This is a genomic window from Flavobacterium sp. OHVDL-2026-0007 (assembly GCF_059882335.1).
On sequence record NZ_CM187612.1, the window covers coordinates 4,315,943 to 4,339,279 of the forward strand.

24 protein-coding genes are annotated in these 23,337 nt (G+C 35.3%); 9 read left to right on the forward strand and 15 right to left on the reverse strand.

The window, feature by feature from the left end:
- Positions 1 to 72 precede the first annotated feature (72 nt).
- The 7 genes from AC51AA_RS17710 to trmD form a co-directional block, all read right to left on the reverse strand.
- Entirely contained in the window at positions 73 to 516 is a 444-nt protein-coding gene (locus AC51AA_RS17710) for a DinB family protein (protein WP_500703520.1), read from the reverse strand.
- A gap of 81 nt (positions 517 to 597) precedes the next feature.
- A complete protein-coding gene (locus AC51AA_RS17715) occupies positions 598 to 1,080 on the reverse strand; it encodes a GyrI-like domain-containing protein (protein ID WP_500703521.1) in 483 nt (160 codons plus the stop codon).
- A gap of 11 nt (positions 1,081 to 1,091) precedes the next feature.
- Complete coding sequence (locus AC51AA_RS17720) at positions 1,092 to 1,913, reverse strand: DUF4249 domain-containing protein (RefSeq protein WP_500703522.1); 822 nt, start codon at positions 1,911 to 1,913, stop codon at positions 1,092 to 1,094.
- A gap of 36 nt (positions 1,914 to 1,949) precedes the next feature.
- Entirely contained in the window at positions 1,950 to 4,331 is a 2,382-nt protein-coding gene (locus AC51AA_RS17725; RefSeq protein WP_500703524.1) for a TonB-dependent receptor, read from the reverse strand.
- A 162-nt stretch (positions 4,332 to 4,493) separates the two neighbouring features.
- The gene (locus tag AC51AA_RS17730; protein WP_500703525.1) at positions 4,494 to 6,716 is read right to left on the reverse strand and encodes an NADP-dependent isocitrate dehydrogenase; all 2,223 of its coding nucleotides are present in this window, start codon (positions 6,714 to 6,716) and stop codon (positions 4,494 to 4,496) included.
- 279 nt (positions 6,717 to 6,995) lie between these two features.
- Positions 6,996 to 7,346 carry a 50S ribosomal protein L19 gene (rplS, locus tag AC51AA_RS17735; protein WP_007804248.1) on the reverse strand — a complete coding sequence of 117 codons (351 nt, stop codon included), beginning with the start codon at positions 7,344 to 7,346 and terminating at the stop codon, positions 6,996 to 6,998.
- A 236-nt stretch (positions 7,347 to 7,582) separates the two neighbouring features.
- Positions 7,583 to 8,263, reverse strand: a complete 681-nt coding sequence (gene trmD, locus AC51AA_RS17740; RefSeq protein ID WP_500703526.1) for a tRNA (guanosine(37)-N1)-methyltransferase TrmD — start codon at positions 8,261 to 8,263, stop codon at positions 7,583 to 7,585.
- Positions 8,264 to 8,440: 177 nt separating this feature from the next.
- Between trmD and AC51AA_RS17745 the strand changes: the two genes are divergently transcribed.
- The 5 genes from AC51AA_RS17745 (at position 8,441) to AC51AA_RS17765 (ending at position 12,402) form a co-directional block, all read left to right on the forward strand.
- Positions 8,441 to 9,313, forward strand: coding sequence for a sugar phosphate isomerase/epimerase family protein (locus AC51AA_RS17745; protein ID WP_500703527.1), 873 nt, complete (start codon positions 8,441 to 8,443; stop codon positions 9,311 to 9,313).
- A gap of 41 nt (positions 9,314 to 9,354) precedes the next feature.
- Complete coding sequence (locus tag AC51AA_RS17750) at positions 9,355 to 9,705, forward strand: cupin domain-containing protein (RefSeq protein WP_500703528.1); 351 nt, start codon at positions 9,355 to 9,357, stop codon at positions 9,703 to 9,705.
- A gap of 142 nt (positions 9,706 to 9,847) precedes the next feature.
- Positions 9,848 to 10,999 (forward strand): MFS transporter, encoded by a 1,152-nt coding sequence (locus AC51AA_RS17755; RefSeq protein WP_500703529.1) that lies wholly within the window; start codon positions 9,848 to 9,850, stop codon positions 10,997 to 10,999.
- 46 nt (positions 11,000 to 11,045) lie between these two features.
- A complete protein-coding gene (locus AC51AA_RS17760) occupies positions 11,046 to 11,978 on the forward strand; it encodes a peptidylprolyl isomerase (RefSeq protein WP_500703530.1) in 933 nt (310 codons plus the stop codon).
- A gap of 103 nt (positions 11,979 to 12,081) precedes the next feature.
- Positions 12,082 to 12,402: a cytochrome c gene (locus AC51AA_RS17765; RefSeq protein WP_500703531.1), complete on the forward strand. Its 321-nt coding sequence runs from the start codon at positions 12,082 to 12,084 to the stop codon at positions 12,400 to 12,402.
- Between the two features lie 112 nt (positions 12,403 to 12,514).
- Here the strand turns inward: AC51AA_RS17765 and AC51AA_RS17770 are convergent, their stop codons facing one another.
- From AC51AA_RS17770 to AC51AA_RS17780, 3 genes are all read right to left on the reverse strand, one after another.
- Positions 12,515 to 12,910: a GreA/GreB family elongation factor gene (locus AC51AA_RS17770; protein ID WP_500703532.1), complete on the reverse strand. Its 396-nt coding sequence runs from the start codon at positions 12,908 to 12,910 to the stop codon at positions 12,515 to 12,517.
- Positions 12,911 to 13,301: 391 nt separating this feature from the next.
- Complete coding sequence (locus AC51AA_RS17775; RefSeq protein ID WP_500705656.1) at positions 13,302 to 13,856, reverse strand: thioredoxin family protein; 555 nt, start codon at positions 13,854 to 13,856, stop codon at positions 13,302 to 13,304.
- Positions 13,857 to 13,982: 126 nt separating this feature from the next.
- Positions 13,983 to 14,876: an alpha/beta fold hydrolase gene (locus tag AC51AA_RS17780; protein WP_500703533.1), complete on the reverse strand. Its 894-nt coding sequence runs from the start codon at positions 14,874 to 14,876 to the stop codon at positions 13,983 to 13,985.
- A 131-nt stretch (positions 14,877 to 15,007) separates the two neighbouring features.
- Here AC51AA_RS17780 and AC51AA_RS17785 point away from each other — a divergent pair, with 131 nt between their 5' ends.
- Positions 15,008 to 15,343, forward strand: a complete 336-nt coding sequence (locus AC51AA_RS17785) for a tRNA-binding protein (RefSeq protein ID WP_500703534.1) — start codon at positions 15,008 to 15,010, stop codon at positions 15,341 to 15,343.
- A gap of 46 nt (positions 15,344 to 15,389) precedes the next feature.
- Here AC51AA_RS17785 and AC51AA_RS17790 read toward each other — a convergent pair whose 3' ends face one another.
- The 3 genes from AC51AA_RS17790 to AC51AA_RS17800 form a co-directional block, all read right to left on the reverse strand.
- On the reverse strand, positions 15,390 to 15,935 hold the full coding sequence (locus AC51AA_RS17790) for an RBBP9/YdeN family alpha/beta hydrolase (protein WP_500703535.1): 546 nt from the start codon (positions 15,933 to 15,935) through the stop codon (positions 15,390 to 15,392).
- Between the two features lie 98 nt (positions 15,936 to 16,033).
- Positions 16,034 to 16,402, reverse strand: coding sequence for a PUR family DNA/RNA-binding protein (locus tag AC51AA_RS17795; protein ID WP_029268690.1), 369 nt, complete (start codon positions 16,400 to 16,402; stop codon positions 16,034 to 16,036).
- Between the two features lie 69 nt (positions 16,403 to 16,471).
- Positions 16,472 to 18,250 carry an ABC transporter ATP-binding protein gene (locus AC51AA_RS17800; protein WP_500703536.1) on the reverse strand — a complete coding sequence of 593 codons (1,779 nt, stop codon included), beginning with the start codon at positions 18,248 to 18,250 and terminating at the stop codon, positions 16,472 to 16,474.
- A gap of 203 nt (positions 18,251 to 18,453) precedes the next feature.
- Here AC51AA_RS17800 and AC51AA_RS17805 point away from each other — a divergent pair, with 203 nt between their 5' ends.
- The 3 genes from AC51AA_RS17805 to yajC all read left to right on the forward strand — a co-directional run bounded on the left by AC51AA_RS17805 (position 18,454) and on the right by yajC (position 21,061).
- Positions 18,454 to 19,560 (forward strand): Glu/Leu/Phe/Val family dehydrogenase, encoded by a 1,107-nt coding sequence (locus tag AC51AA_RS17805; protein ID WP_500703537.1) that lies wholly within the window; start codon positions 18,454 to 18,456, stop codon positions 19,558 to 19,560.
- Positions 19,561 to 19,790: 230 nt separating this feature from the next.
- Positions 19,791 to 20,702 carry a transcription antitermination factor NusB gene (gene nusB / locus AC51AA_RS17810; RefSeq protein ID WP_500705657.1) on the forward strand — a complete coding sequence of 304 codons (912 nt, stop codon included), beginning with the start codon at positions 19,791 to 19,793 and terminating at the stop codon, positions 20,700 to 20,702.
- Between the two features lie 83 nt (positions 20,703 to 20,785).
- Positions 20,786 to 21,061: a preprotein translocase subunit YajC gene (yajC, locus tag AC51AA_RS17815; RefSeq protein ID WP_500703538.1), complete on the forward strand. Its 276-nt coding sequence runs from the start codon at positions 20,786 to 20,788 to the stop codon at positions 21,059 to 21,061.
- A gap of 288 nt (positions 21,062 to 21,349) precedes the next feature.
- Here the strand turns inward: yajC and AC51AA_RS17820 are convergent, their stop codons facing one another.
- Both AC51AA_RS17820 and pepT read right to left on the reverse strand, forming a co-directional pair.
- The gene (locus tag AC51AA_RS17820) at positions 21,350 to 21,937 is read right to left on the reverse strand and encodes a YdeI/OmpD-associated family protein (protein WP_500703539.1); all 588 of its coding nucleotides are present in this window, start codon (positions 21,935 to 21,937) and stop codon (positions 21,350 to 21,352) included.
- On the reverse strand, positions 21,938 to 23,215 hold the full coding sequence (gene pepT / locus AC51AA_RS17825; protein ID WP_500703540.1) for a peptidase T: 1,278 nt from the start codon (positions 23,213 to 23,215) through the stop codon (positions 21,938 to 21,940).
- Between the last annotated feature and the right edge of the window lie 122 nt (positions 23,216 to 23,337).

Here is a 23,337-nt window from a genome sequence, read left to right on the forward strand (position 1 = left end):
ATTTTAGATTTTTTCAACTGTGAATTTTTCGTTTTAAAAGGATTGAAATTTTAGACTTGAGGATAGAGGGAATCAATCGAGCAGGCGACGGTGGTAATTGATTTGTCCTAAATGATAGGCTAAATGAGTGGAAAGATGTACCAAAAAGAATTCTGTTGTCATTTCTTTTTCAAAAACGACTAAGGGATATATTTTATCTAAATCCGCAATTGATAGTTGGTCAAGCGCGTTATCCACAACTACGATCGTTTCCTTAATGCTAGTGATTAAGTCGGATTTCGGAATGTTTTTTGCAGAAAATTCAAGTTCTCGGTTTCGGGTATAACCGGTTTGACCGATTTGGTTTCCTATAAAATGATTGATGTTTCCAATCAGGTGTAGGCTAAGATTACCGGCTGAATTGGAAATGTTTTTATCTATGGCCCAAATTTGACTTTCGTTTTGATAGGATTCGATTTCCAATAGTAGTTTATGAAGATCTCGGTCAAAAAGTGATTTTAATGTTTCGATTAACATATTGATTTTGTTTTTTATAAAGTTATAAAAAAATGTGGTAATTCATGTTAGATCTCAATACTGAAATCTAGTACGGAAAGATTAGGACTTAGGTTTGATGGGAATCCAGATTTCTTCCTCAGAGTTAGGGTCCTCATTGAGGTATTTTTCGCCCATAATGGCGAAATGTGGTCTGTCGTCAACTGTATAGGCCGATTTTGGCAACCACTCGACAAAAATCGAATGATAGGTTTTGTGTCCTTCGCTTGCAGGACCCTTATGGATAAATACGGCATATAAACCACTTGGGATTAGTAAGGTCTCCATTTTCGTTGGAATCTCGTCGAAATGTTCTACTTCAACGGCTGCCCATTTTTGAAAAGTATGGGTGGGATCGAAATTATTGAAATGACCAACAGGGAAAACTTCCAAAGAGTATAAATCAGTACCCATCTGGTTTTTAATTTCCTTTCGTCTGGGCATAAAACTATTCCATAGTTGGAAGGTTTGGTTTTGGATAAACGACATGGTTAGATGTTTTCCAATAAGTTTTTTCTCGGTTAAAGTTTCGATTCGGGTTATCATTGTAATGGGGTTTATTCGATGGTGTATTTTACGGAATCTGTCTGGCTAAGGGAAAAATAGCCTAGTGCATAATTGTTTTTATCGGTGGTATTGATGATGTTTCCTCTCACTGTTGCTGGTGGTGACTGAAATGGTCCTCCAGAATTGCTGCCTGCTATACTGATCAAAATACTCAGATAATTGTAGTATTGTTTTGAAATACCAGCATGAGTTATTTCTAGTTGGTTTCCTTTTATTAAATTGTCATCATCGGATCGGCTAAAATATTCGTTCCCCTGATAAAATTTGTCTTCAGAAACGTAGTAGGTTGAGGTTATTTTATTCGAGTAAGCGTAACGGTATAAGTAATAGTTGTCTGCATCGGCCGGATCGGTAAAGAAAGCTTTAACTTCGATGTCTGTCCCTGTAATTCCTCCTTCGTTATTCTGTTCCACTCGGCTTATTGGAGCAACCGATTTTAAAGTTTCTGTTGCGCTATAAGTGTTGCCTTTACTAATTATAGTCAAGGTATACGACTCGTCAATTTTTGGTTTAAAGTTGTGACAAACATATAGCCCTGTTTTTGGTGTTTCTATAAAGTTATACTGCTCATTGGTACTGTTTTTTATAAAAACTGTGGCTCCGGAAACTGCTGGGATGGCGTTTTCAAAGTAGCCCGTAGTGGTGGTTAATTTTATAGTTTGTTGAGATCCAGATGTTTCTTTTTGCCAGTTGATTGCGGCTTCAATTACCAATTTTGCTGGTGCTGCAGGAAGGTCAATATCGACCACTTCTTCACAGCTTGTGAAGAAAATTGAGACAAACAACACGATGAATAAGATTGCTTTTTTCATGATCTATGGTTGGTTTCTTTTTTGAGAAAGAGCTTTTTAAAATTTAAAATTATAGGTAACAGCGGGCACCATTCCAAAAATGGATGTTTTTACCGCTTCATTTGCTGCAGTATCCACATTTTGGCGAAAGTTGATAGAGGCTGCATTTTGACGATTATACAAATTGTAAATACTAAAAACCCATTCGCCTTTCCAGTTTCTGTCTTTGTTTTTTCTTGGTGTCAGTGTGGCGGAAACGTCTAAGTGATGATAAGCCGGTAAACGATTTTCGTTTCGTAATCCATAACTAGGAACCGTGATGCCTAAATATTCGTATTGTCCGTTTGGATAGGTAACAGGTTGACCCGATTGTAAAGAGAAGTTGGCACCAAAGGACCATTTTTCGTTTAGATTATAGGCAGAGGTAATGGCTAAATTATGTCTCTTGTCATAAGCGGAACTGTACCATTGTCCATTGTTAATTCCCGTCTCTTCTGCTGTTCTTCCCGGAGTTTGTTGTTCTGACTTTGACAAGGTATAAGAAATCCATCCGTTGAGCTTTCCTTCGTTTTTCTTAAACATGATTTCTAATCCATAAGAGCGCATTTGTCCGTTGAGGATGACTTGTTCGATGGCATCATTAGCAATTAAATCGGCACCATCAATATAATCCAGTCTGTTTTGAATTTTTTTATAATAGCTTTCTACCTCTAGTGCGTAAGCTCCGTTGTTGATGTTTTTAAAGTAACCTAAAGCGACCTGATCAGCGATTTGTGGCTTGATGTATTGATCACTTGGCATCCAAACGTCTAAGGGAGTAGGTGAGGATGTATTAGAAATTAACTGTAAGTATTGTGCCATTCGGTTGTAACTGGCTTTTATAGCTTGATCGTCGTTTAATTGATAAGAAATAGAAAAACGAGGTTCTAAATTGTTGTAGTGTTTAATGGTTTTGTTGTGGCCATAAAATTGAGTGGCTATTGGTGTGGCTTTTTCATAAATCTGCATATCAGGATTAAAAAGAACAGCTTGGTTGTTTTCATACTGATTGATGGTGGAGGCACCTAGACGGTAAAACAGACTATAACGCAATCCGTAAGCAATTGTAATTTTTTTTGATAGCTGATTTTCTGCTTCGATATAAAGGGAGGGTTCAAAAGCGTATTTTTTATCTAATTGGTCAGGGTTAATCCCCGATGAATCTTTGGTTGGATTGATCGTCCCGGGATTGAATTGGTAGTAAATTCCGTTTAAACCATAGTTTAATTTGAATTTATCTGAGATGTAGTTTTTGAAATCGTATTTGATGTTGTAATTTTTGATTCCAGAATCCCATTTGAATCCCACAAAATCCAGATCAAGTCCGTAGTAGTAATCACTGTAGATCAAGGATAAGTTGGCGAATAATTTATTGGTATACAAATGATTCCAACGTAGGTTTAAAGTCGAATTTCCATAAGTGTTGCTAAAAAGTTTGTTGAGGCTAAAGACATCGCGGCCAAAATAACCCGATAAGTATAAGCTGTTGTTTTCATTTAACTTATAGCTTAATTTGGTGTTTAAGTCATAAAAATAGGCGGCATTGTCTTTTTGTTTTTCGGATAGTTTTAAGAATAGATGTGCATAGGAGGCTCTTCCTCCAATTAAGAAGGAGCCTTTGTCTTTTACCAAAGGGCCCTCGGTAAGTATTCGGCTCGAAATTAAGCCAATTCCGCCATTTACATGAAATGCTTTACTATTGCCATCTTTTTGGTAGATGTCTAAAACAGAGGAGGCTCTTCCACCGTAACGAGCTGGTATTCCACCTTTGTACAATTTCAAATCTTTAATCGCATCAGGATTAAAAACAGAGAAAAAACCAAAAACGTGTGAAGAATTAAATATAGTAGCTTCGTCTAATAAAATTAAATTTTGGTCGGCTCCACCACCACGAACGTTAAAGCCCGAAGCGCCTTCGCCTGCATTGGTAACACCAGGAAGTAATAAAATAGATTTGAGAACATCAACTTCACCTAAAACCACAGGCATCTTCTTGATGGCAGTAATGGAAAGTTTATTGGCACTCATCTCGGGAGATTTGATGTTGATTTTGCCTTTGTTATCGGTAATGATCACCTCTTGAAGTTCTTCACCACTTTCATTAAGTGTGAAATTACTTTTAGTGTTTTGATCTAAAACGATGCTCTTTTGTATGGTTTGATAGCCAATAGAGCTAATTTCTATTTGGTGTTCACCACGGGGAATGGTGAGAGAATAAAAACCGTATTCGTTGGTTGTGGTTCCAATTTGTAGCGCAGGAAGGTAGATGTTGACACCAATTAAAGTTTCATTATTCTTAAAATCAGTGATGGTGCCACTTAGGGTAAGTTTTTCTTGCGAAAATGAAGTTAAAGTGGTTAGCAGTAGAAGAATAAAGTAGCCTAGTTTTTTGGGAATCATATTCTTGGTTTAGAATTACATAGTTAAGAATTCTTACTAAATATTGGTGACGGAGGATTGTTAAACATTAGTTAAGATAAAAAAAGGACAATCCTTGCGGATTGTCCTTTTGAAATTTGATAGGACTGCAGTCTAGTTCAATAGCCGTACAGCTTTTTTTTGCTATTTTATTTTAGCAAGAATGGTATTAAATGTTGTGCTAGGGCGCATTGCTTTGCTTACTAACTCAGGAGTAGGTTGGTAATAACCACCAAGTGTTTGAGGTTTTCCTTGTGCACCAATTAATTCCGCATTGATCGAAGCTTCATTAGCTTCAAATTCAGCAGCAATTGGAGTAAAGATCGCTTTCAATTCAGCATCTTTATTTTGAGCAGCTAAAGCTTGAGCCCAGTAGAATGCTAAGTAGAAGTGAGAACCACGGTTGTCGATTTGACCTACTTTACGAGCTGGAGATTTATCGTTGGCTAAGAATTTGTCATTCGCTTCATCTAAAGTTTCCGCTAAAACAATCGCTTTAGAATTGTCTAAAGTTTGTCCTAAATGCTCTAATGAAGCACCAAGAGCTAAAAACTCCCCTAATGAATCCCAACGTAAGTATCCTTCTTCAGTAAATTGCTCAACGTGTTTAGGAGCAGAACCTCCAGCACCCGTTTCAAACAATCCACCACCGTTCATTAACGGTACAATGGATAACATTTTAGCTGATGTTCCTAATTCTAAAATAGGGAATAAATCAGTTAAATAATCACGTAAAACATTTCCAGTTACAGAAATAGTATCTAATCCTTTGATGATTCTGTCTAAAGTAAATTCAGTAGCAGCAATTGGATTTAATATGCGAATATCTAAGTTTACAGTGTTGTAATCTTTTAAATATTTTTGAACTTTTACAATCAATTCTCTGTCATGTGCTCTGTTTTCGTCTAACCAGAAAACAGCAGGAGTATCAGATAAACGTGCTCTGTTTACAGCTAATTTAACCCAGTCTTGAATAGGAGCATCTTTAGCTTGACACATTCTGAAGATGTCATTTGCTTCCACCTCTTGTTCCATCAAAACAGTTCCGTTAGCGTCAACAACGCGTACAGTTCCTTCTTCTTTCAATTGGAACGTTTTATCGTGAGATCCGTATTCTTCTGCTTTTTGAGCCATTAAACCAACGTTTGGAACGCTTCCCATTGTTTTAGGATCAAAAGCACCATGTTTTTTACAGAAATCGATAGTTGCGGTATAAATACCAGCGTAACAGCGGTCTGGGATAACAGCGATAGTATCTTGTTGTTTTCCTTCTTTGTTGTACATCTGTCCAGAAGTACGAATCATCGCTGGCATAGAAGCATCCACAATAACATCAGAAGGTACGTGTAAATTTGTGATTCCTTTATCAGAATTAACCATGGCTAATGCTGGACCGTTTTCGATCGCTTTAGTGATGTCTGCTTCAACTGCGGCTTGTTCAGGTCTTCCTGCAATTTTAGCATAAATATCACCTAAACCATTTCTAGTATCGATGTTTAATTCATTGAATAAAGTTTCATATTTTTTGAAAAGATCAGCAAAATATACTTCAACGATAGCGCCAAAGATAATTGGATCTGAAACTTTCATCATCGTAGCTTTTAAGTGCACAGAAAGTAAAACACCTTCTTTTTTTGCATCAGCAATGGCATCAGCAACAAAGCTTTTAAGTGCTTTTAAATGAAGGACAGAACTGTCAATTATTTCACCAGCTTTAAGAGGAGTGCTTGCTTTTAGAACAGTAGTGGTACCGTCTTTAGCAACGAATTCGATTTTCACATCATTAGCTTCTGCTACAGTAAGTGATTTTTCACTTCCGTAGAAGTCACCATTTGGCATTGAAGCTACTTTTGTTTTTGAGTCAGCAGACCAAGCACCCATAGAGTGTGGATTTGCTTTTGCAAAGTTTTTAACGGCTCTTGGCGCTCTACGATCAGAGTTTCCTTCACGTAAAACAGGATTTACAGCAGAACCTAGAACTTTAGAATATTTGGCTTTAATTTCCTTTTCAGCGTCGTTTTGAGGCTCTTCAGGGAAATTAGGTATTTTGTAACCGTGAGATTGTAATTCAGCAATAGCAGCTTTCAATTGTGGTACGGAAGCAGAAACGTTAGGCAACTTGATAATGTTAGCTTCTGGTTGTGTTGCTAATTGTCCCAATTCTGCTAATGCATCTCCAGTTTTTTGATCAGCGGTTAAAAGTTCAGGAAAATTAGATAAAATTCTACCGGCTAACGAAATGTCTCTAGTTTCAATTGCAATACCTGCTGTAGCAGTAAAGGCTTGAACAATTGGTAAGAAAGAATAAGTCGCTAACAATGGCGCCTCATCAGTTAAGGTGTAATAAATTTTCGAATTCTGTGTCATTTTTTTGTTTTTTTATAATCGTAGCGCCAAAGGGGAGCGATGTAAAAGTATATTCAGCTCAAAATGAGCGGAGCAAATATAATAAAAACTGTCCGAAAACGGTTGCGTTTTCTTGAGAAATACCGAAATTATCAGATTGTTATTTCGAAGACTTTAAATTGTCAAATCAATGATTTTGCTATTAAAAAATTGCAGTTTTGTTATTTTGAAAATACAGGGCATAAAAAAACTCGTTTCAAATTACTTGAAACGAGTTTTTTATAACAAAGAGATAAATGATTATCTTCTTTTATCTTTAATCTTAGCTTTTTTACCAGTAAGTTCTCTGAAGTAGAAAATTCTAGCTCTACGTACAGCTCCTTTTTTGTTGATTTCAATTTTCTGTAAAGCTGGTAAGTTTACTGGGAAGATACGCTCAACTCCAATAGCTCCAGACATTTTACGGATAGTAAAAGTTTCTGTGTTACCAGAACCTCTTCTTTGAATAACAACTCCTTTGAAAAACTGAGTTCTTGTTTTTTCACCCTCTTTAATTTCGTAGAAAACTGTGATAGTATCTCCAGCTCCAAAAACAGGGAAATCTTTTTTAGCAACTAATTCGGTTTGAACGAATTTCATTAAATCTGCCATGATATCTTTTATTATGGTTTTATATAGAGCAACATGCACGGATCTCGCCAGAGGTTAGTCTAATTCGGGTGCAAATGTAGGGAAAAAAATCAATAAACAAAATCCAAATTTCAATTTTTTAAAGGATTGATCAATTGGTGTTTAGTGGTTTTTTTGCTTCAGGTTTGAGGTTTTAAGTGTAAGGTATAGCCTGTATTGCTTGAAACCAAAATAAACTTGAAGTCTACAGCTGATTTTTAGTGTCCTTCGAGTAAATCTGGACGTCTATTTTTGGTATGCTCGTAGGCCATATCTTCACGCCATTTGTCAATTTTAGCAAAATGCCCACTAGTTAATACGTCTGGAACTTTCCAGCCTTTGTAATCAGCAGGTCTTGTGTATATTGGTCCTGAAAGTAAATTATCTTGAAAACTGTCCGTCAAAGCAGATGTTTCGTCACTTAAAACTCCTGGAATTAATCGAATCAAAGCATCAGATAAGACTAAAGCGCCTAATTCTCCACCGGATAAAACATAATCGCCTATGGAAATTTCTTTAGTGATAAAATGATCGCGAACACGTTGGTCTACTCCTTTATAATGTCCACATAAGATGATGATGTTTTCATACATCGACATGGTATTGGCCATTTTTTGGTTAAGCGTTTCTCCGTCAGGTGACATATAGATGATCTCATCGTACTCACGCTGGCTTTTCAAATGCGTAATACAAGCATCAATAGGTTGTACAGTCATGACCATTCCAGCGCCTCCGCCAAAAGGATAATCATCAACACTTTTTTGTTTGTTCGTCGTGTAATCGCGTAAATTATGAAAATGAACTTCGACCAAACCTTTGTCTATAGCACGTTTCATAATCGAAGCCTCAAATGGACTCTTTAATAAATCCGGTAAAATCGTTATAATGTCAATTCGCATTTTTTTTCTTCAATAGTTCTAAGCGGCAAAGATACAAAGTTAAAAGTTGTGAAGTTTAAGATTTTAAAAAAGGAGAAACCAGCATCTTTTATCCGTCTTTAAAGTGTAGTTTTTGTAATTAAGGTGATGAGTGTCAGTAAAAATGTTATTTTTACTTTTCATTTTTGAATACAGTATATGGCCACGAGAAGAAAATTTATAATCAATACCAGTCTTGTAACAACAGCAGTTCTAGTGCTACCATCCTTGGCCTTTAAGTCGGCTAAAAAAGAAATAGGTTTGCAATTGTATACGTTGCGAAATGAACTACCAAATGAGGTAGCCACCGTTTTAGCAAAGGTGGCTGCAGCCGGTTATACTACAGTTGAGACCTATGGTTTCTCCATTAAAGATCAGTTTTGGGGATTGTCAGCATTTGAATTAAAAAAAATAATAGATGCTAACGGGTTAAAGTGTGTTAGTGGGCACTACGGTTTGGGTAGTTTTTTAGTCGATGGAAATACCGTTGAATTGATGGCGGCCATTGAAGCGGCAAAGATTTTAAATAGCCAGTACATTACCATTCCTTGGATTGATGCTTCTCTTAGAAAAAGTGGCGAAGCGTATAAGAAGATTGCCAATCGTTTAAATCAGGCGGGTAAACTTTGTAAAAGTGCGGGTTTAAAATTAGCCTATCACAATCATGATTTTGAATTTGAGCAATTTAATGGCATTACGGGTTATGAGATTTTATTAAAGGAAACAGATACAAATCTAGTGGATTTTGAAATGGATTTGTATTGGGTGGTTCGTTCCGGAAATGATCCCTTGCGATTGTTTGCGCGATACCCAGAACGTTTTAAGATGTGGCATGTGAAGGATATGGATAAGATAGATCATGCTTTAAATGCTGAAATTGGTTCAGGAAGTATCGATTTTAAAACTATTTTTAAACAAACCAAACAAGCTGGGATGCAATATATTTTTGTAGAACAAGAGAATAATTTTAAAATCAATTCATTGGAGGGTATCAGGACGAGTTGCGATTTTGTTACTAAGGAATTGATCTAGAGAATAAAAAAGAACATATAAATTCAAGTAAAATAAAATAGATGGAAAGTTTCGGAACAAGTAAAGAATTTATAAAAGGAGATGAAGTAGAGTGGGAAGTGGTTGGAGAAGGAATCAAACGTAAAATTTTGGCTTATGATAATCGAGTTATGTTGGTCAACGTACATTTTGAAAAAGGAGGGATCGGAGTTTTACACGAACATTATCATTCGCAGGTAACTTATGTTTCGAGCGGGAAATTTGATGTCACCATTAGTGGTGTTACGCAAACGTTAAAAGAAGGAGATAGTTTTTATATTCCGCCTCATGCCATTCACGGAGTTGTTTGTTTGGAAAGTGGACTTTTTACAGATGTTTTTAGTCCAATTCGAGAGGATTTTCTAGGATTGTAAAATTTTAAAAGCCAGTATAATGTGTAAAATAAGGGGCTGATTTGGTCTTGAATTTGAAAATTTTATACTTTTTTTAAAGATTTCGTACGAATAAGATTGGTATTTTTGCAAAATGAATTTATCCAAAACGAATGTTTTATTTATGGCAGCTTGCACTGGACTTATAGTTGCAAATCTGTATTATTGCCAACCCTTAATTGTTTTAATTGCTAATGAATTTAAAATCCCTGAGGCCAATGCAGGAACGATAACGTATCTTACCCAAGCTGGTTATGCGATTGGATTGTTTTTTATGGTTCCCTTAGGCGATAAATTAGAACGAAAAAAACAAATTTTAATGACCACTTTTGCTTCGGTTATTGCTTTAATTATTGCTGCTACCGCCAAAAGTTTCTTTGTTTTACAAATTGCTTCTTTACTGATTGGAATCACTTCAATAGTACCCCAACTTATTTTACCCTTGGCAGCTTCTTTGAGTGCGCCTGAACAACGAGGAAAAGTGGTCGGTACCATTATGAGTGGATTGCTTGTTGGAATTTTGCTTTCTCGAACCTTAAGTGGATTCATTGGTCAGGTTTTGGGGTGGAGATCTATGTTTTGGATCGCCGCTGGAATTTGTCTTTCCATCTTTTTTGTGATTCAAAAGAAATTCCCTGTCAATAAACCGCAATTCGAAGGTTCTTATGGTCAATTAATTCAGTCTCTTTTTACTTTAATAAAAACACAGCCTGTTTTACGCGAGGCTACCTTAATCAATATATTTTGTTTTGCTCAATTTGGGGCTTTCTGGACTACAATGGTACTGTTGCTTTCGGGTGAACCTTTTCATTTTAATAGTGCTACCATTGGACTTTTTGGAGTTGTAGGCGCTACAGGCGCTTTAGCAGCTCCGCTAGTGGGGAAAATAGGCGATAAAGGAGGTTCGAGAGTGGCAGTGGGTTATGGCTGTTTATTGATTCTGATTAGTTTTTTGATTTTTTATTTTTCAATAGAAAGTGTCATTGGAATTGCGATCGGAATTGTGTTTATTGATATTGGAATTCAAGGAGTTCACATCTCTAACCAAACCCGAGTTTACTCCTTATTGCCAGAAGCTAGAAATAGATTGAATACCGTATTTATGTCGTTTAGCTTTTTAGGAACGGCAGCTGGATCCGCTTATGGATTGTTATTATGGAAATTGGGAGGATGGCATGCCGTAACTATTGGGTGTGTTGGTCTCTCTATATTAGCATTAGCCGTTTATGGGCTTACATATAAATCAAAATCTAAAAAAATAGAAACCGCAAATTGATATAAAATTAATTTGTAAATTTGCAATCAAATTAAATACAACAACAATGGAAAACGGAATATACGCTAAATTCAACACGAGTAAAGGTTCGATTTTAGTAAAACTAACACACGATTTAACACCAGGAACCGTAGGGAATTTTGTAGCTCTTGCAGAAGGAAATATGGAAAATAAAGTTAAACCTCAAGGACAAAAATTCTATGATGGATTAACATTTCATAGAGTAATTCCTGATTTTATGGTTCAAGGTGGATGTCCAAAAGGAACAGGAACTGGTGATCCAGGATATAAATTTGATGATGAATTTCACCCAAGTTTAAAACACGATCGTCCAGGAGTATTGGCTATGGCTAATTCAGGACCAGCAAGTAATGGTTCTCAGTTTTACATCACACATGTTCCAACTTCTTGGTTAGATGGAAAACATACTGTTTTTGGACATGTTATCGAAGGACAGGATGTAGTGGATGCAGTAGCGCAAGGTGATAATTTGGATACTGTAGAAATCATTAGAGTTGGAGAAGAAGCTCAAAAATGGAATGCTATTGAAGCTTTTGTTGGTTTAAAAGGTGCTCGTCTAAAGAGAGATGAAGCTTTAAAAGCAGAATCTGAAGCTAAAATGGAGCAACTAGCTGCAGGTTTTGATAAAACAGCAAGTGGTTTACGTTATAAAATGATTCAAAAAGGAGATGGTAAGAAAGCAGAAGCTGGTAAAACGGTTGCTGTTCATTATGAAGGTTCTTTGGAAACAGGAAAAGTTTTTGATTCATCATACCCACGTAAAAAACCAATCGAATTTAGACTAGGTCAAGGTCAGGTTATTGAAGGATGGGACGAAGGTATTGCTTTGTTACAAGTAGGAGATAAAGCTCGTTTTGTAATTCCATCTGATTTAGCATACGGAGCTGCTGGAGCTGGAGGAGTTATTCCACCTAACGCAACTTTGATTTTTGACGTTGAATTAATGGAAGTAAAATAAGCTTAGAAAAGTTAGAAACAAGATTATATTTTGTTTTAAATAATAGAATCCCAAGGCGTAAGTTTTGGGATTTTTTTTATATTTACTCAAAATAAACTAAACAATGAAATTAAGAATTCTAACCCTAACCGCTGCCGCACTGTTTTTATTTTCGTGTGGTACTAAAAAAACAGCTGCTGTTGCCCCAGTTGCTCCCGTTGCTCCAGCAGTGACTGAAACTGTAAAAGCTGCTGAATTAACGCCTGAATTGGCAGCAGGAAAAAACTTGTATGAGAACAGTTGTGCAAGGTGCCATAAATTATTTGAACCAAAGAAATTTACGCAAGAAGATTGGAAACCAGTTTTAGTAAGAATGCAGAAAAAAGCGCATTTAGATGATACTCAAATGGCTTCAATATCAAATTATATTACTTCTCAATTGTAAGAAGCGCTTTTAAATAAAACGATGATCAACTATTCAGTAAAATTTTATTGGATAGTTTTTTTTTGTTTTTTTGATATAAAAAAACACCTTCACAAGTGAGGTGTTTGAAAAATTAGGAATGACTTATAGGGGTGTTGCTAACCGCAATTATTTTTAAAGTTTTTATTCCAGCTGGTAATTCCCAATCTACTTCGTCATTTTCTTTAAAACCAATTATAGCCACGCTTAAAGGGGCGAGAATCGATATTTTTCCTTCTTTTACATCTGAAGAGGAAGGTAGTACGATTTGGATTTTCATTTGTTTGTTCGCTTTTACATCTTCGATTGTTACCGTGGAATTGATTCGGATAATAGAAGGGTCCATAATACTTTCTTTGCTTATAATGGCGCGATCTAATTCGTGGGAAAGTTGTCCTATTTCTTTGGAATTTGTTGAATTTTTACTTTTTAAGATCAATTCTCTTAGGAACTGATAATCTGTTTTACAGAAAGTGGGTGTTGGTTTCATATGGATACGTATTATTGTTATTATTTATTTGAACGATTTTTCTTCTTCTTTGTATAGGATAGCACGCAAAGTGGTCATCTATTTAAAAATAGTTTTTGTCGAAAAGTACTGATTTGATGAAAACGTAAAAAATATTTGACAGCACCTAGGGTTGTCAAAATAAAATAAATGATTAAAATTGGGTAAAATCCTCCGTCTGAAAGAAGTAATTGAAGTAGACGGAGGCCTAATTAATAAAGGCCTTACTATGTGAATTAAATACAGCAACAAGTGGTTTTCTTGTAAAAGAAAACAACCAGGTTAAAACTGTAAATAGGATTATAGTGCTCAAAATGAGATTGATTAATTTGATTGACAAAGATAGGGAATCTTTTTGAAATGACTCAGTGGTTCATTTCCATTTAATATTACAACCAAGACTAGGTTTTTGTGGGTCTTTTAAACTACGATTGTAAATAATGGCATCTATAGCACTTCTTAAATCACTTCCGCTCAAGGGAATTCCATTGCCAGGTCTTGAATCATCTAATTGACCGTGATAAAATAAACGATTTTGATTGTCAAATAAATAAAAATCAGGTGTGCAAGCCGCATCAAAAGCTTTGGCAACTTCCTGAGTTTGATCAAACAAATAAGGAAAATCAATTTTATTTTGAAACGCAAATTCGGTCATTAATTCAGGAGCGTCCTGTGGGTATTGCTCTACATCGTTACTCGAAATGGCTACAATACCAATTCCTTGCACACGATAATCATTGGCAATCATGACAATCTCTTTGATAACATGAAGCACAAATGGACAATGATTGCAAATAAAGATTACAAGCGTGCCTTTAGTACCCTTTAAATCGTCAAACGAATAGTCGTTATTAGAGTTGGTATCTCTGAGTTTGAAGCTTGGAGCAATGGTGCCAAGGTTGACGATGTTTGAAGCGGTTCGTGCCATTTTCGTAAAGAATAAGTTATTCAAATTTAACTTTTAAATTCTGTAAAAAAAAGAGCACAACTATAAAAAATATCCAAAGAAACTTTTACTGAGTAAAATTTAGTTCTTTGGATACTACTTTGTTAGCTACGAATTCAAAAAATCTAGTAAATCTTCGTTTAATCGATCCTTTTCAGTGTAGAATAAGCCGTGTGGTGCACCGTCATAAACAATATAAGTATTGTTGGCTATTGCTGCGGCCGCTTTTTTAGAGGTCAATTCAATCGGTACTATTTTATCAGCATTTCCATGAATAATTAAGGTAGGAACATTTATAGTGTTTAATTCGTCTCTAAAATCGGTATTCGAAAAAGATTCTGCGCACTTTAATGTGGCTCTTGGAGAGGCAAATGAGCACAACATTCTGTAGTATTCCAATAACGCACTGCTTAAGGGGTTGTTGATGATGTTGATACCAAAAAATATTTTTCCAAAATTATCGACAAAGGCGATTCGATCTTCTTTTATGGCACTTGCAGTAGTTTCGCTTTTTTTTCTAGGATGTCCCTCTGGGTTGTCTTCCGTTTTTAATAAAAAAGGAATAATGGAGGAGATAAGAGCTGCTTTGGTGACGCCTTTACCGCCATAACGACTAAAGTACCGCACTACTTCTCCGCCGCCCATTGAAAAGCCAACAAGAGTGGCATCTTCTAATTCTAGTTGATTGATGATTTCTTTTAGATCATCGGTCAAAGTATCGTAATCATATCCATCCCATGGTTGTGAGGATTTACCGAATCCACGACGATCATAAGCAATAACTCGGAAGTTATTTTGAACTAAAAAGTCAATTTGATATTCCCACATTTCATTAGAAAGTGGCCAGCCATGAATTAAAATTACAGGTTTTCCTTGGCCGTAATCTTTCACGTATAGTTTTACATTTCGGGCGGTTTCTATATATTTATCGGTATTTTGTTCCAGTATGTCAAAATCAGAATCTCTAAGAGACTGACTTGTATTGATTAAACTATTTTCCATTTTTAACTATTTTTAAGGTTCGCTTGATAATTCGTTAGTAAAATTAGAAGCTTAGGTAAAAAAACGGTTATAGAATTCGGGATAATAATTGTAAAATTAATAGGTTTGTAAATCAATAAGTAAAGCAGAAAATGGATTTAACTTGGAATGAATTTGAAAGAACCGATATGCGTGTCGGAACGATTATAGCGGTAAATGATTTTCCTGAAGCTAGAAAACCGGCTTATCAATTGACGATAGACTTTGGGACTGAGATTGGTATCCGAAAATCATCGGCGCAAATAACCAAACGTTATCGACAAGAAGAATTGGTAAACCGACAAATAGTAGCGGTGGTAAATTTTCCTAAAAAACAAATAGGTAAATTCATGAGCGAATGTTTGGTTTTGGGTGCTGTAGGTGAGGAAGGGGATGTTATTTTATTGGCTCCTGATTTTAAAATAGAAAATGGATTGCGAATCGGTTAGTGAGGATTCGTAGTTTTGTTTGCAGAATCTAAGGGTAGAGGGAGGGTTATTCTAGGGTTTTTATTAACTGCTGTAAAATCAATTGGCCTTCTTCCCAATATTGTAAATCGGAATCAGAGTTGATGTGTCCTTTTGGTCCTACATTGACAAAATTACTACCCCACATTTTGGCAAAATATTCCTTGCGCTCAAAAGATGCATAGGGATCATTCTCACTGGCCACCACTATAGAGGGGAAGGGTAATTTAGCTAAAGGCATAGGGGAGAAGTTTCGAATACATGCCGGAGCGTGATCAGGTGAATCGACATCAGCTGGGGCTACTAATAAAGCGCCAATAATATTTGGATTGCTGTTATTTTGTGCCCAATGCATCACTAGGGAAACGGCTAAGCTATGCGCTACTAGAATAGTAGGACTGTTGAGTTTGGCGACTTCTTCTTTTAATCGTTCGAGCCACTGTTCGAGTATGGGCTCATCCCAATTATCTTGAACCAAACGTATGGAATTCTCAAATTTTTTATGCCAAAAGGTTTGCCAGTGTTTATCTCCAGAATTTCCAAGTCCAGGTAATATCAATAAGGTTGTTTCCATTTTGCGAAGTTTAAGTGAGATAACTTTCGGTTAAATGTATAAAAAAAGTCCAAAATGCAGGCATATTGGACTTGTACTTTTTAAAAAGTTATAAGGGACTAAATGTCATCAAAATCAATATCTGTAAAACTAGATCTTTGTCCTTCAGGTTTATCGGAACCGTATTCTTTTTTAAAATCCTTTTGGTGTCTTTCAGAGATAACCTCTTCGCCTTTGTGGTTCAAGACGTATGAAGTCATTTCTTCAAGTATTTCGGCAAAAGCACTAAAATCTTCTTTGTATAAATAGATTTTGTGTTTTTTAAAATGAAAAGAACCATCTTCTTCAGTGAATTTTTTACTTTCAGTAATGGTGATATAATAATCGTCAGCCTTAGTAGCTCTCACATCAAAGAAATAAGTTCTTCTTCCTGCTCGTAATACTTTAGAAAAAATCTCTTCTTTTTCTAACATGTCATTTTCTCTCATAATACGTTCTATCATTTTTTGGAATTAATAGTACTCAAAAATCATAAAAAATTATCGATTACGCAACAATTAAAGTAATTCTTTTTCCGAAAGTTGTTTTAAATATAACGATGCGTAATATCCTTCTTGATTTATTAATTGATTATGAGAGCCTTGTTGAATAATCTTACCGTCTTCTAAAATGATTATTTTATCCGCATTTTTAGCAGATGAAATACGGTGACTTACGATTATGGTCGTTTTATCTTTACATATTTCAAACAAATTACTTAAAATGGTTTCTTCTGTTTCAGTGTCTACTGCAGACAGGCAATCGTCGAAGAGTAGGATGGCTGGATTTTTTATAATGGCCCTAGCGATCGATACACGTTGCTTCTGACCACCTGATAGTGTGATGCCTCTTTCTCCTAAAACGGTGTCATACTGTTTATTAAATGTGATGATATTGTCATGAACCACTGCGTTTTTAGCTGCTTGAATGACTTCTTGGTCCGTGGCGTTTTGATTGCCAAATTTGATATTGTTTTTGATGGTGTCGGAAAACAAGAAAGCGTCCTGAGGTACTATCCCAATATTGTTTCGCAGGTCATTTAAATTCAAAGTGCTGATTTCATTTTGATCAATAGTGATCTTACCCTCAGTGACATCATATAGACGTGAGATTAAAGATAAAATAGTTGATTTTCCTGAACCGGTCTTTCCTAAAATGGCAAGTGTTTCTCCTTTTTTTACCGAAAAACTTACCTTCTTAAGCGCTTCAATGTTGGTGTCTTCATAGGTGTAGCTTACGTTTTCGAAAACAATATCGCCTTGAATATCAGAAGGGTTTTCGTTGTTGTTTTTAATTTCGGGTTCCAATTTTAAGAATTCATTCAAACGTTTTTGAGATGCTTCCGCTTCTTGTACCATGGAGGATACCCATCCTAATGAAGCCACTGGCCAAGTAAGCATGTTTACGTAAAGGATGAATTCAGCAATAGTTCCAATGTTTTTAATGGTGCCATTGATATACATTAGCCCTCCGAAATAAATGACTACTAAATTGCTGATTCCGATTAAAGCAATCATCAAGGGGCCAAATAAGGATTGTACTTTGGCTAAGTTTAAACTTTTGCTTTTGCTTTCTTGGGCAAGAGCAACCATATTATTTTGGTGTTGGTTTTCTAAGGAATAGGCTTTGATTACTCTGATTCCGGAAAATATTTCCTGTGAAAAGCTTGATACTTTTGATAGATATTGTTGGAAGATGGTGCTTCGTTTGTTAATCTCAGAACTTAGTTTGAAAATACAGTAGGAAAGTATAGGTAAGGGTAAGATGGTATATAAAGTAAGTAAAGGGGAAACATTGTACATATATATAATAACAATGGCAAAACGAATAAAAGTGTTGATGGTGTACATAACGGCCGGGCCAACGTACATACGTACTTTAGAAACGTCTTCACTGATGCGATTCATTAAATCTCCTGTGCGATTTTGTTTGTAGAAGTTTTGAGATAAATTTTGATATTGGTTGAAGACTTCATTTTTTAGATCAAACTCAATATGACGCGACATTACAATCAAGGTTTGGCGCATTAAAAAGGTTAGAAAACCCGCTACGATCGTAGTGGCTATGATCAGTAATACATTATGAATTAAATCTTGATGATAACTCGCAATGATAATAGGTGAGCTTTGATCGGCTTGAGGTAGTTTGTCAAAGCGTTCGATGGCATTTAGCGACTTACTAATCAGCTTGGGGGTAAACAAAGAGAATATTTGTGCGATAATGGTTATTAAAATTCCTAATATGAAACTATATTTATATTTGATAAAGTATTTGTTTAAATAGCTTAGTTCTTTCATTATTTTAAGAGATTCGATGTTGAAAAGTTTTGATTTTGTAAATTATTGTGCATTAAGGTTAATGGAATGTATAATTTAATCAAAACAAAACGATTATTATATTGTTATTTTAAGTGTAAAAAATTAGCACATGTATATTTTTTGTATAAATTTGAGAAGTCTTTTTGACAAATTCATAATTTTAACAAATAAATAGTAGCGCTATGGATGCAACTTTCGCAACTGGAAAAGAACTTCAAAAAATGGATCCTGTTTTTGGTCAATTATCTTTTGACGATCACGAACAAATTGTATTTTGCAATGACAAAGATACAGGTTTAAAAGCAATTATTGGTATTCATAATTCGGTTATGGGACCAGCTTTAGGAGGTACTAGAATGTGGAATTATAATACGGAGTGGGAGGCATTAAATGATGTTTTGCGTCTTTCACGAGGTATGACTTATAAGTCTGCTATCACTGGATTGAATATTGGTGGAGGTAAGGCAGTAATTATTGGAGATGCTAAAACGCAGAAAACTCCTGAGTTGATGCGCAAGTTTGGAGAGTTTGTTCACTCTTTAGGAGGTAGATATATTACGGCTGAAGATGTTGGGATGGAGACTAAAGACATGGACACCGTTAGAGATGTAACGCCTTATGTTACGGGAATCTCTGAAGAAAGAGGTGGTTCAGGGAATCCTTCGCCTATCACAGCGTATGGTGTGTATTTAGGAATGAAAGCTGCGGCAAAAAGCAAGTTTGGTACTGATGTATTAGCGGGTAAAAAAGTATTGGTGCAAGGGATTGGTCACGTGGGTGAAGCTTTGGTAGAGTATTTAACTAAAGAAGGAGCGCTCGTTACTATTACGGATATCAATGAAGAAAAATTACTTCAGGTAGCTTCGAAATACAATGCTACTATATATACAGGGGATGATTTGTATACTGCAGATGTTGATATTTATGCTCCATGTGCTATGGGAGCCATCATCAATGATCAGACGGTAAACAAAATTAAGGCTAAGGTTATTGCTGGTGCTGCCAACAATCAATTGGCTGATGAAAATATTCACGGGCAAAGATTACAAGAAAGAGGTATTTTATATGCGCCGGATTTCTTGATCAATGCGGGTGGAATTATCAATGTTTATGCTGAGTTAGAGCATTATGGTAAAGCTGAAATCATGAGCAAAACCGAAAATATCTATAATACTACTTTAGAAATTATCGACTACGCTGTGAAAAATGGTATGACTACTCATAAAGCAGCTCTTACAATTGCTCAAAATCGTATTGATTTGAGAAAAATTGAAAACAGTAAAAAATAGTAAAATTTAGTAAAATTTAGTTTTAGAATTTTAAAGTCTTAGTATCGGTTTTGATTTTAGGTGTGCCCTGAATTTGAGACCGAAAACTAAGACTTTTTTATGTATCCAATATTTAAATGCTTTTTTATTGGTTTAAATTTTAATATCGTCTGTTAAATTCTTATTTTTGCAGACTAATTTTTAAATGTTCTTACAAGGTGGTAAATAGAAGACACATACGCGTTAAAGTAATGCAATCCATTTATGCAATGCATCAAAGCGGTTCTGACAATTTGGAAAAAGAAGAGAAATTTCTTTTTTACAGTATTGATAATATTCAGGACCTATATCTTATAATGCTTTCTTCATTGATTGAAATTTGCAAAAAAGAGTCGATTTTTTTACATCTATCAAGCAAAAAACATCTTGCAACTGCTGCAGAACGTAAACCGAACGAAAAGTTCATCAACAACAAAATCTTTCAACTTCTTGCCGAAAGCAACACTTTGAGTATTGCTTTAGAAAATCGTAAAATCACGAATTGGTCATTAAATGATGATTATATTATTTTGCTTTTAAACGATATTAAAGCCAGTGATTTGTATGTAAAATACATGAGCACAACTACTAGTACTTTTGAAGAAGATAGAGATTTTGTAGCAGATTTATTTGCAGAGGTGATTGTGCCTAATGAGAAATTATACGAGTATTTGGAAGACGATAAATTAACTTGGGTTGATGATATTCCAGTGGTAAATACGCATATTGTGAAACAATTAAAAGCAATTAAATCGGATAATCCAGATGATTTTAGAGTGCCAAAATTGTATAAAGATATTGAGGATAGGGATTTTGCAAAAGACTTGTTCAGAAGAACGGTTTTAAATGAGGTGAATTTTGCAAAAGAGTATGATGATAAAACACCAAATTGGGATAGTGAAAGGATAGCGGAAATTGATACTATTATTTTAAAAATGGCCATTTGTGAATTTTTAAAATTCCCTTCCATTCCTGTAAAAGTAACTCTTAACGAATATTTAGAAATTGCAAAAGAGTATTCTACACCAAAAAGTAGTATTTTTATCAACGGAATTTTAGATAACTTAGTGAAAGAGCTTGAAGCCAACAAAAAGATGGTGAAAGTGGGTCGCGGTTTAATGTAGGATTTCTGAAATGTCAATTTCGGGAAGACTAAATTCCAAAAAAATAATATAATAATAACAAAAACAAAAACAGAATTTTCATTATGGAACAATTAACTCAATTTGCACCATTTCTATTAATGTTCGTGGTAATCTATTTCTTTATGATTAGACCACAACAGAAAAAAGCGAAAAACGAAAAAGAATTTGAAAGCAGCCTAAAAGTAGGTGATAAAATAATTACTAAAAGTGGTTTTCACGGTAAAATTGCTCAACTTGAGGACAATTCTGTAATCATTGAGACAATGTCTGGAAAATTAAAGATAGAGCGTTCAGCTATTTCTATGGAAATGAGTGCTGCTTTGGCTAAAAAAGCGTAAGTTTTTTTAGTTCCTAAAGGATAAAAAATCCCAAATTCTATTGTAGAGTTTGGGATTTTTATTTGGTACTAATTCTGGCTTTGATAGCTATTTTCTTTCTCGATGTGTTTTGTGGTTGGTTTGCTTATAAGATGGGAAAGATTGAAAAAAAGCGATTGGAGGTGGAGTAAAGGGGGGATAGAAGGGAGGAAAAGAGGCGTGAGCTTTTTGTTTTTTAGGATAAAAAAAACCTTTTCCAAAGTTCAAAAACAGTGAAAAAGGTTGTGGTAGTAATAGGAGTTAATACTCCTATCGGTATTTGTCATTTAGACCAATGTGGTCGAGTATCATCGGGATGATTTTTTCGATTCTCGAGCGTCTGGTTTTTTCTTGTTTAGCGCTTTCAATGTATTCTAAGAACTCGTATTGTTTGTACGGACTAAATTTCTCAAAGGCTGTTGCTAAAGCCAGATTTTGATCCAATTCTTTTTGAAAAAGTTCGGAAACAATAGGGTCTTTTTTTGAGGGTTTGATGATTTTTCTCTGTTTTTCGTTTTCAATGGCTTCGTAAATATAAGCCAGAACCTCTTCTTCATTGACTTCTTCTTTAGAAGTAAAACGCCACTGACGCAAGGATTTGGTTTTGTCTTCCTGAGCATTTATAAGTCGTTTTTTCTCGTCTTTGAGAAAAACACCATTAAAAAACCAAATGGTAAAATAATCTTTGAAACCACCAATTCCGATAATATTTTTTTTGTTGTAAACATATACTGGACCACCCCATTTTACGGTTTCTTCCAGTGGTGTTTTGTCAATGATGGATTTTAGGAAGAGGAGTTCCTCTTCCCAATTATTGACTTTGTCCCAAACGTATTTTTTATCAGAATTTGGATCCAATTATTTTTTCTTTTTAGGAGTTTCGCTTATATCAAAGACACCAGGAATTGCTGTTAATTCAGCAATTTTAACAATAACATCGGTAGCCTTTTGCATGCTTTCTGCTGGTACGTATTCGTATTTACCATGAAAGTTATGGCCGCCGGCAAAGATGTTAGGGCAAGGTAATCCCATATAAGACAATTGAGAGCCGTCAGTACCACCACGAATTGGTTTGATCAGGGGTTTGATGTCTAATGCTCGCATTGCTTTTTCAGCAATGTCTACGATATGTTTTACAGGAAGTACTTTTTCTTTCATATTGTAATACTGATCTTGTACTTCAGCAATAACAATAGGTTCTCCAAATTGCTTGGCGAATTTTTTGTTTATTTTCTTGGTTATTTTGGCAATTAACTCTTTTCTTTTTTCGAATTTCTTCTTGTTGTGGTCGCGAATAATCAATTCTAAAACGGTTTCTTCAATGCCTCCCGTTAGGTGATGCACGTGAAAAAATCCTTGGTAACCTTTGGTTTGTTGTGGGGTTTCTTCTTTAGGAAGTTCATTGATAAAATCATTGGCAATCAACATGGAGTTGATCATTTTTCCTTTAGCATAACCTGGATGGACGCTTTTTCCTTTGAAGGTAATTTTGGCTCCGGCGGCATTAAAATTTTCATACTCTAGTTCCCCAATCTGACTTCCGTCCATTGTATACGCCCATTCGGCTCCAAATTTTTTAACATCAAAATGATGTGCACCACGACCAATTTCTTCGTCAGGGGTAAAGCCAATTCGGATTTTTCCGTGTTTGATTTCAGGGTGCTGAACTAGATATTCCATTGCGGAAACAATCTCGGTAATTCCAGCTTTGTCGTCAGCTCCTAGTAGCGTAGTTCCATCAGTAGTGATGATGGTTTGACCTTTGTATTGTAGTAAGTCTTTGAAATAATCAGGAGATAAGATGATATTTTTTTCTGCATTTAAAACAATATCTTTTCCATCATAATTTTCAATAATTTGAGGTTTTACATTAGCTCCGCTAAAATCAGGGGAGGTATCAAAATGAGAAATAAAACCAATGGTGGGTACATCATGTGTTACGTTACTTGGTAAGGTAGCCATGATGTAGGCTTTGTCGTCTATGGTAACATCTTCTAAGCCAATTGATTTTAGTTCTTCGACTAATTTATTGGCAAGATCCCATTGTTTTGCTGTACTTGGTGTTGTTTTTGAGTTGGGGTCTGATTCGGTATCAATTGTTACATAACTGATAAAACGATCTATAATATGTTGCATTTGTTTATTTTTTAGGCAAATATAAACAAATATTTAGGCGTTTTATGCCTGTAAAGTTTAAGCGACGGGAAAATATTCGAAAAAGCCAATAAAAGGTTTTTTAGATTTTTTTTCAATTCTTA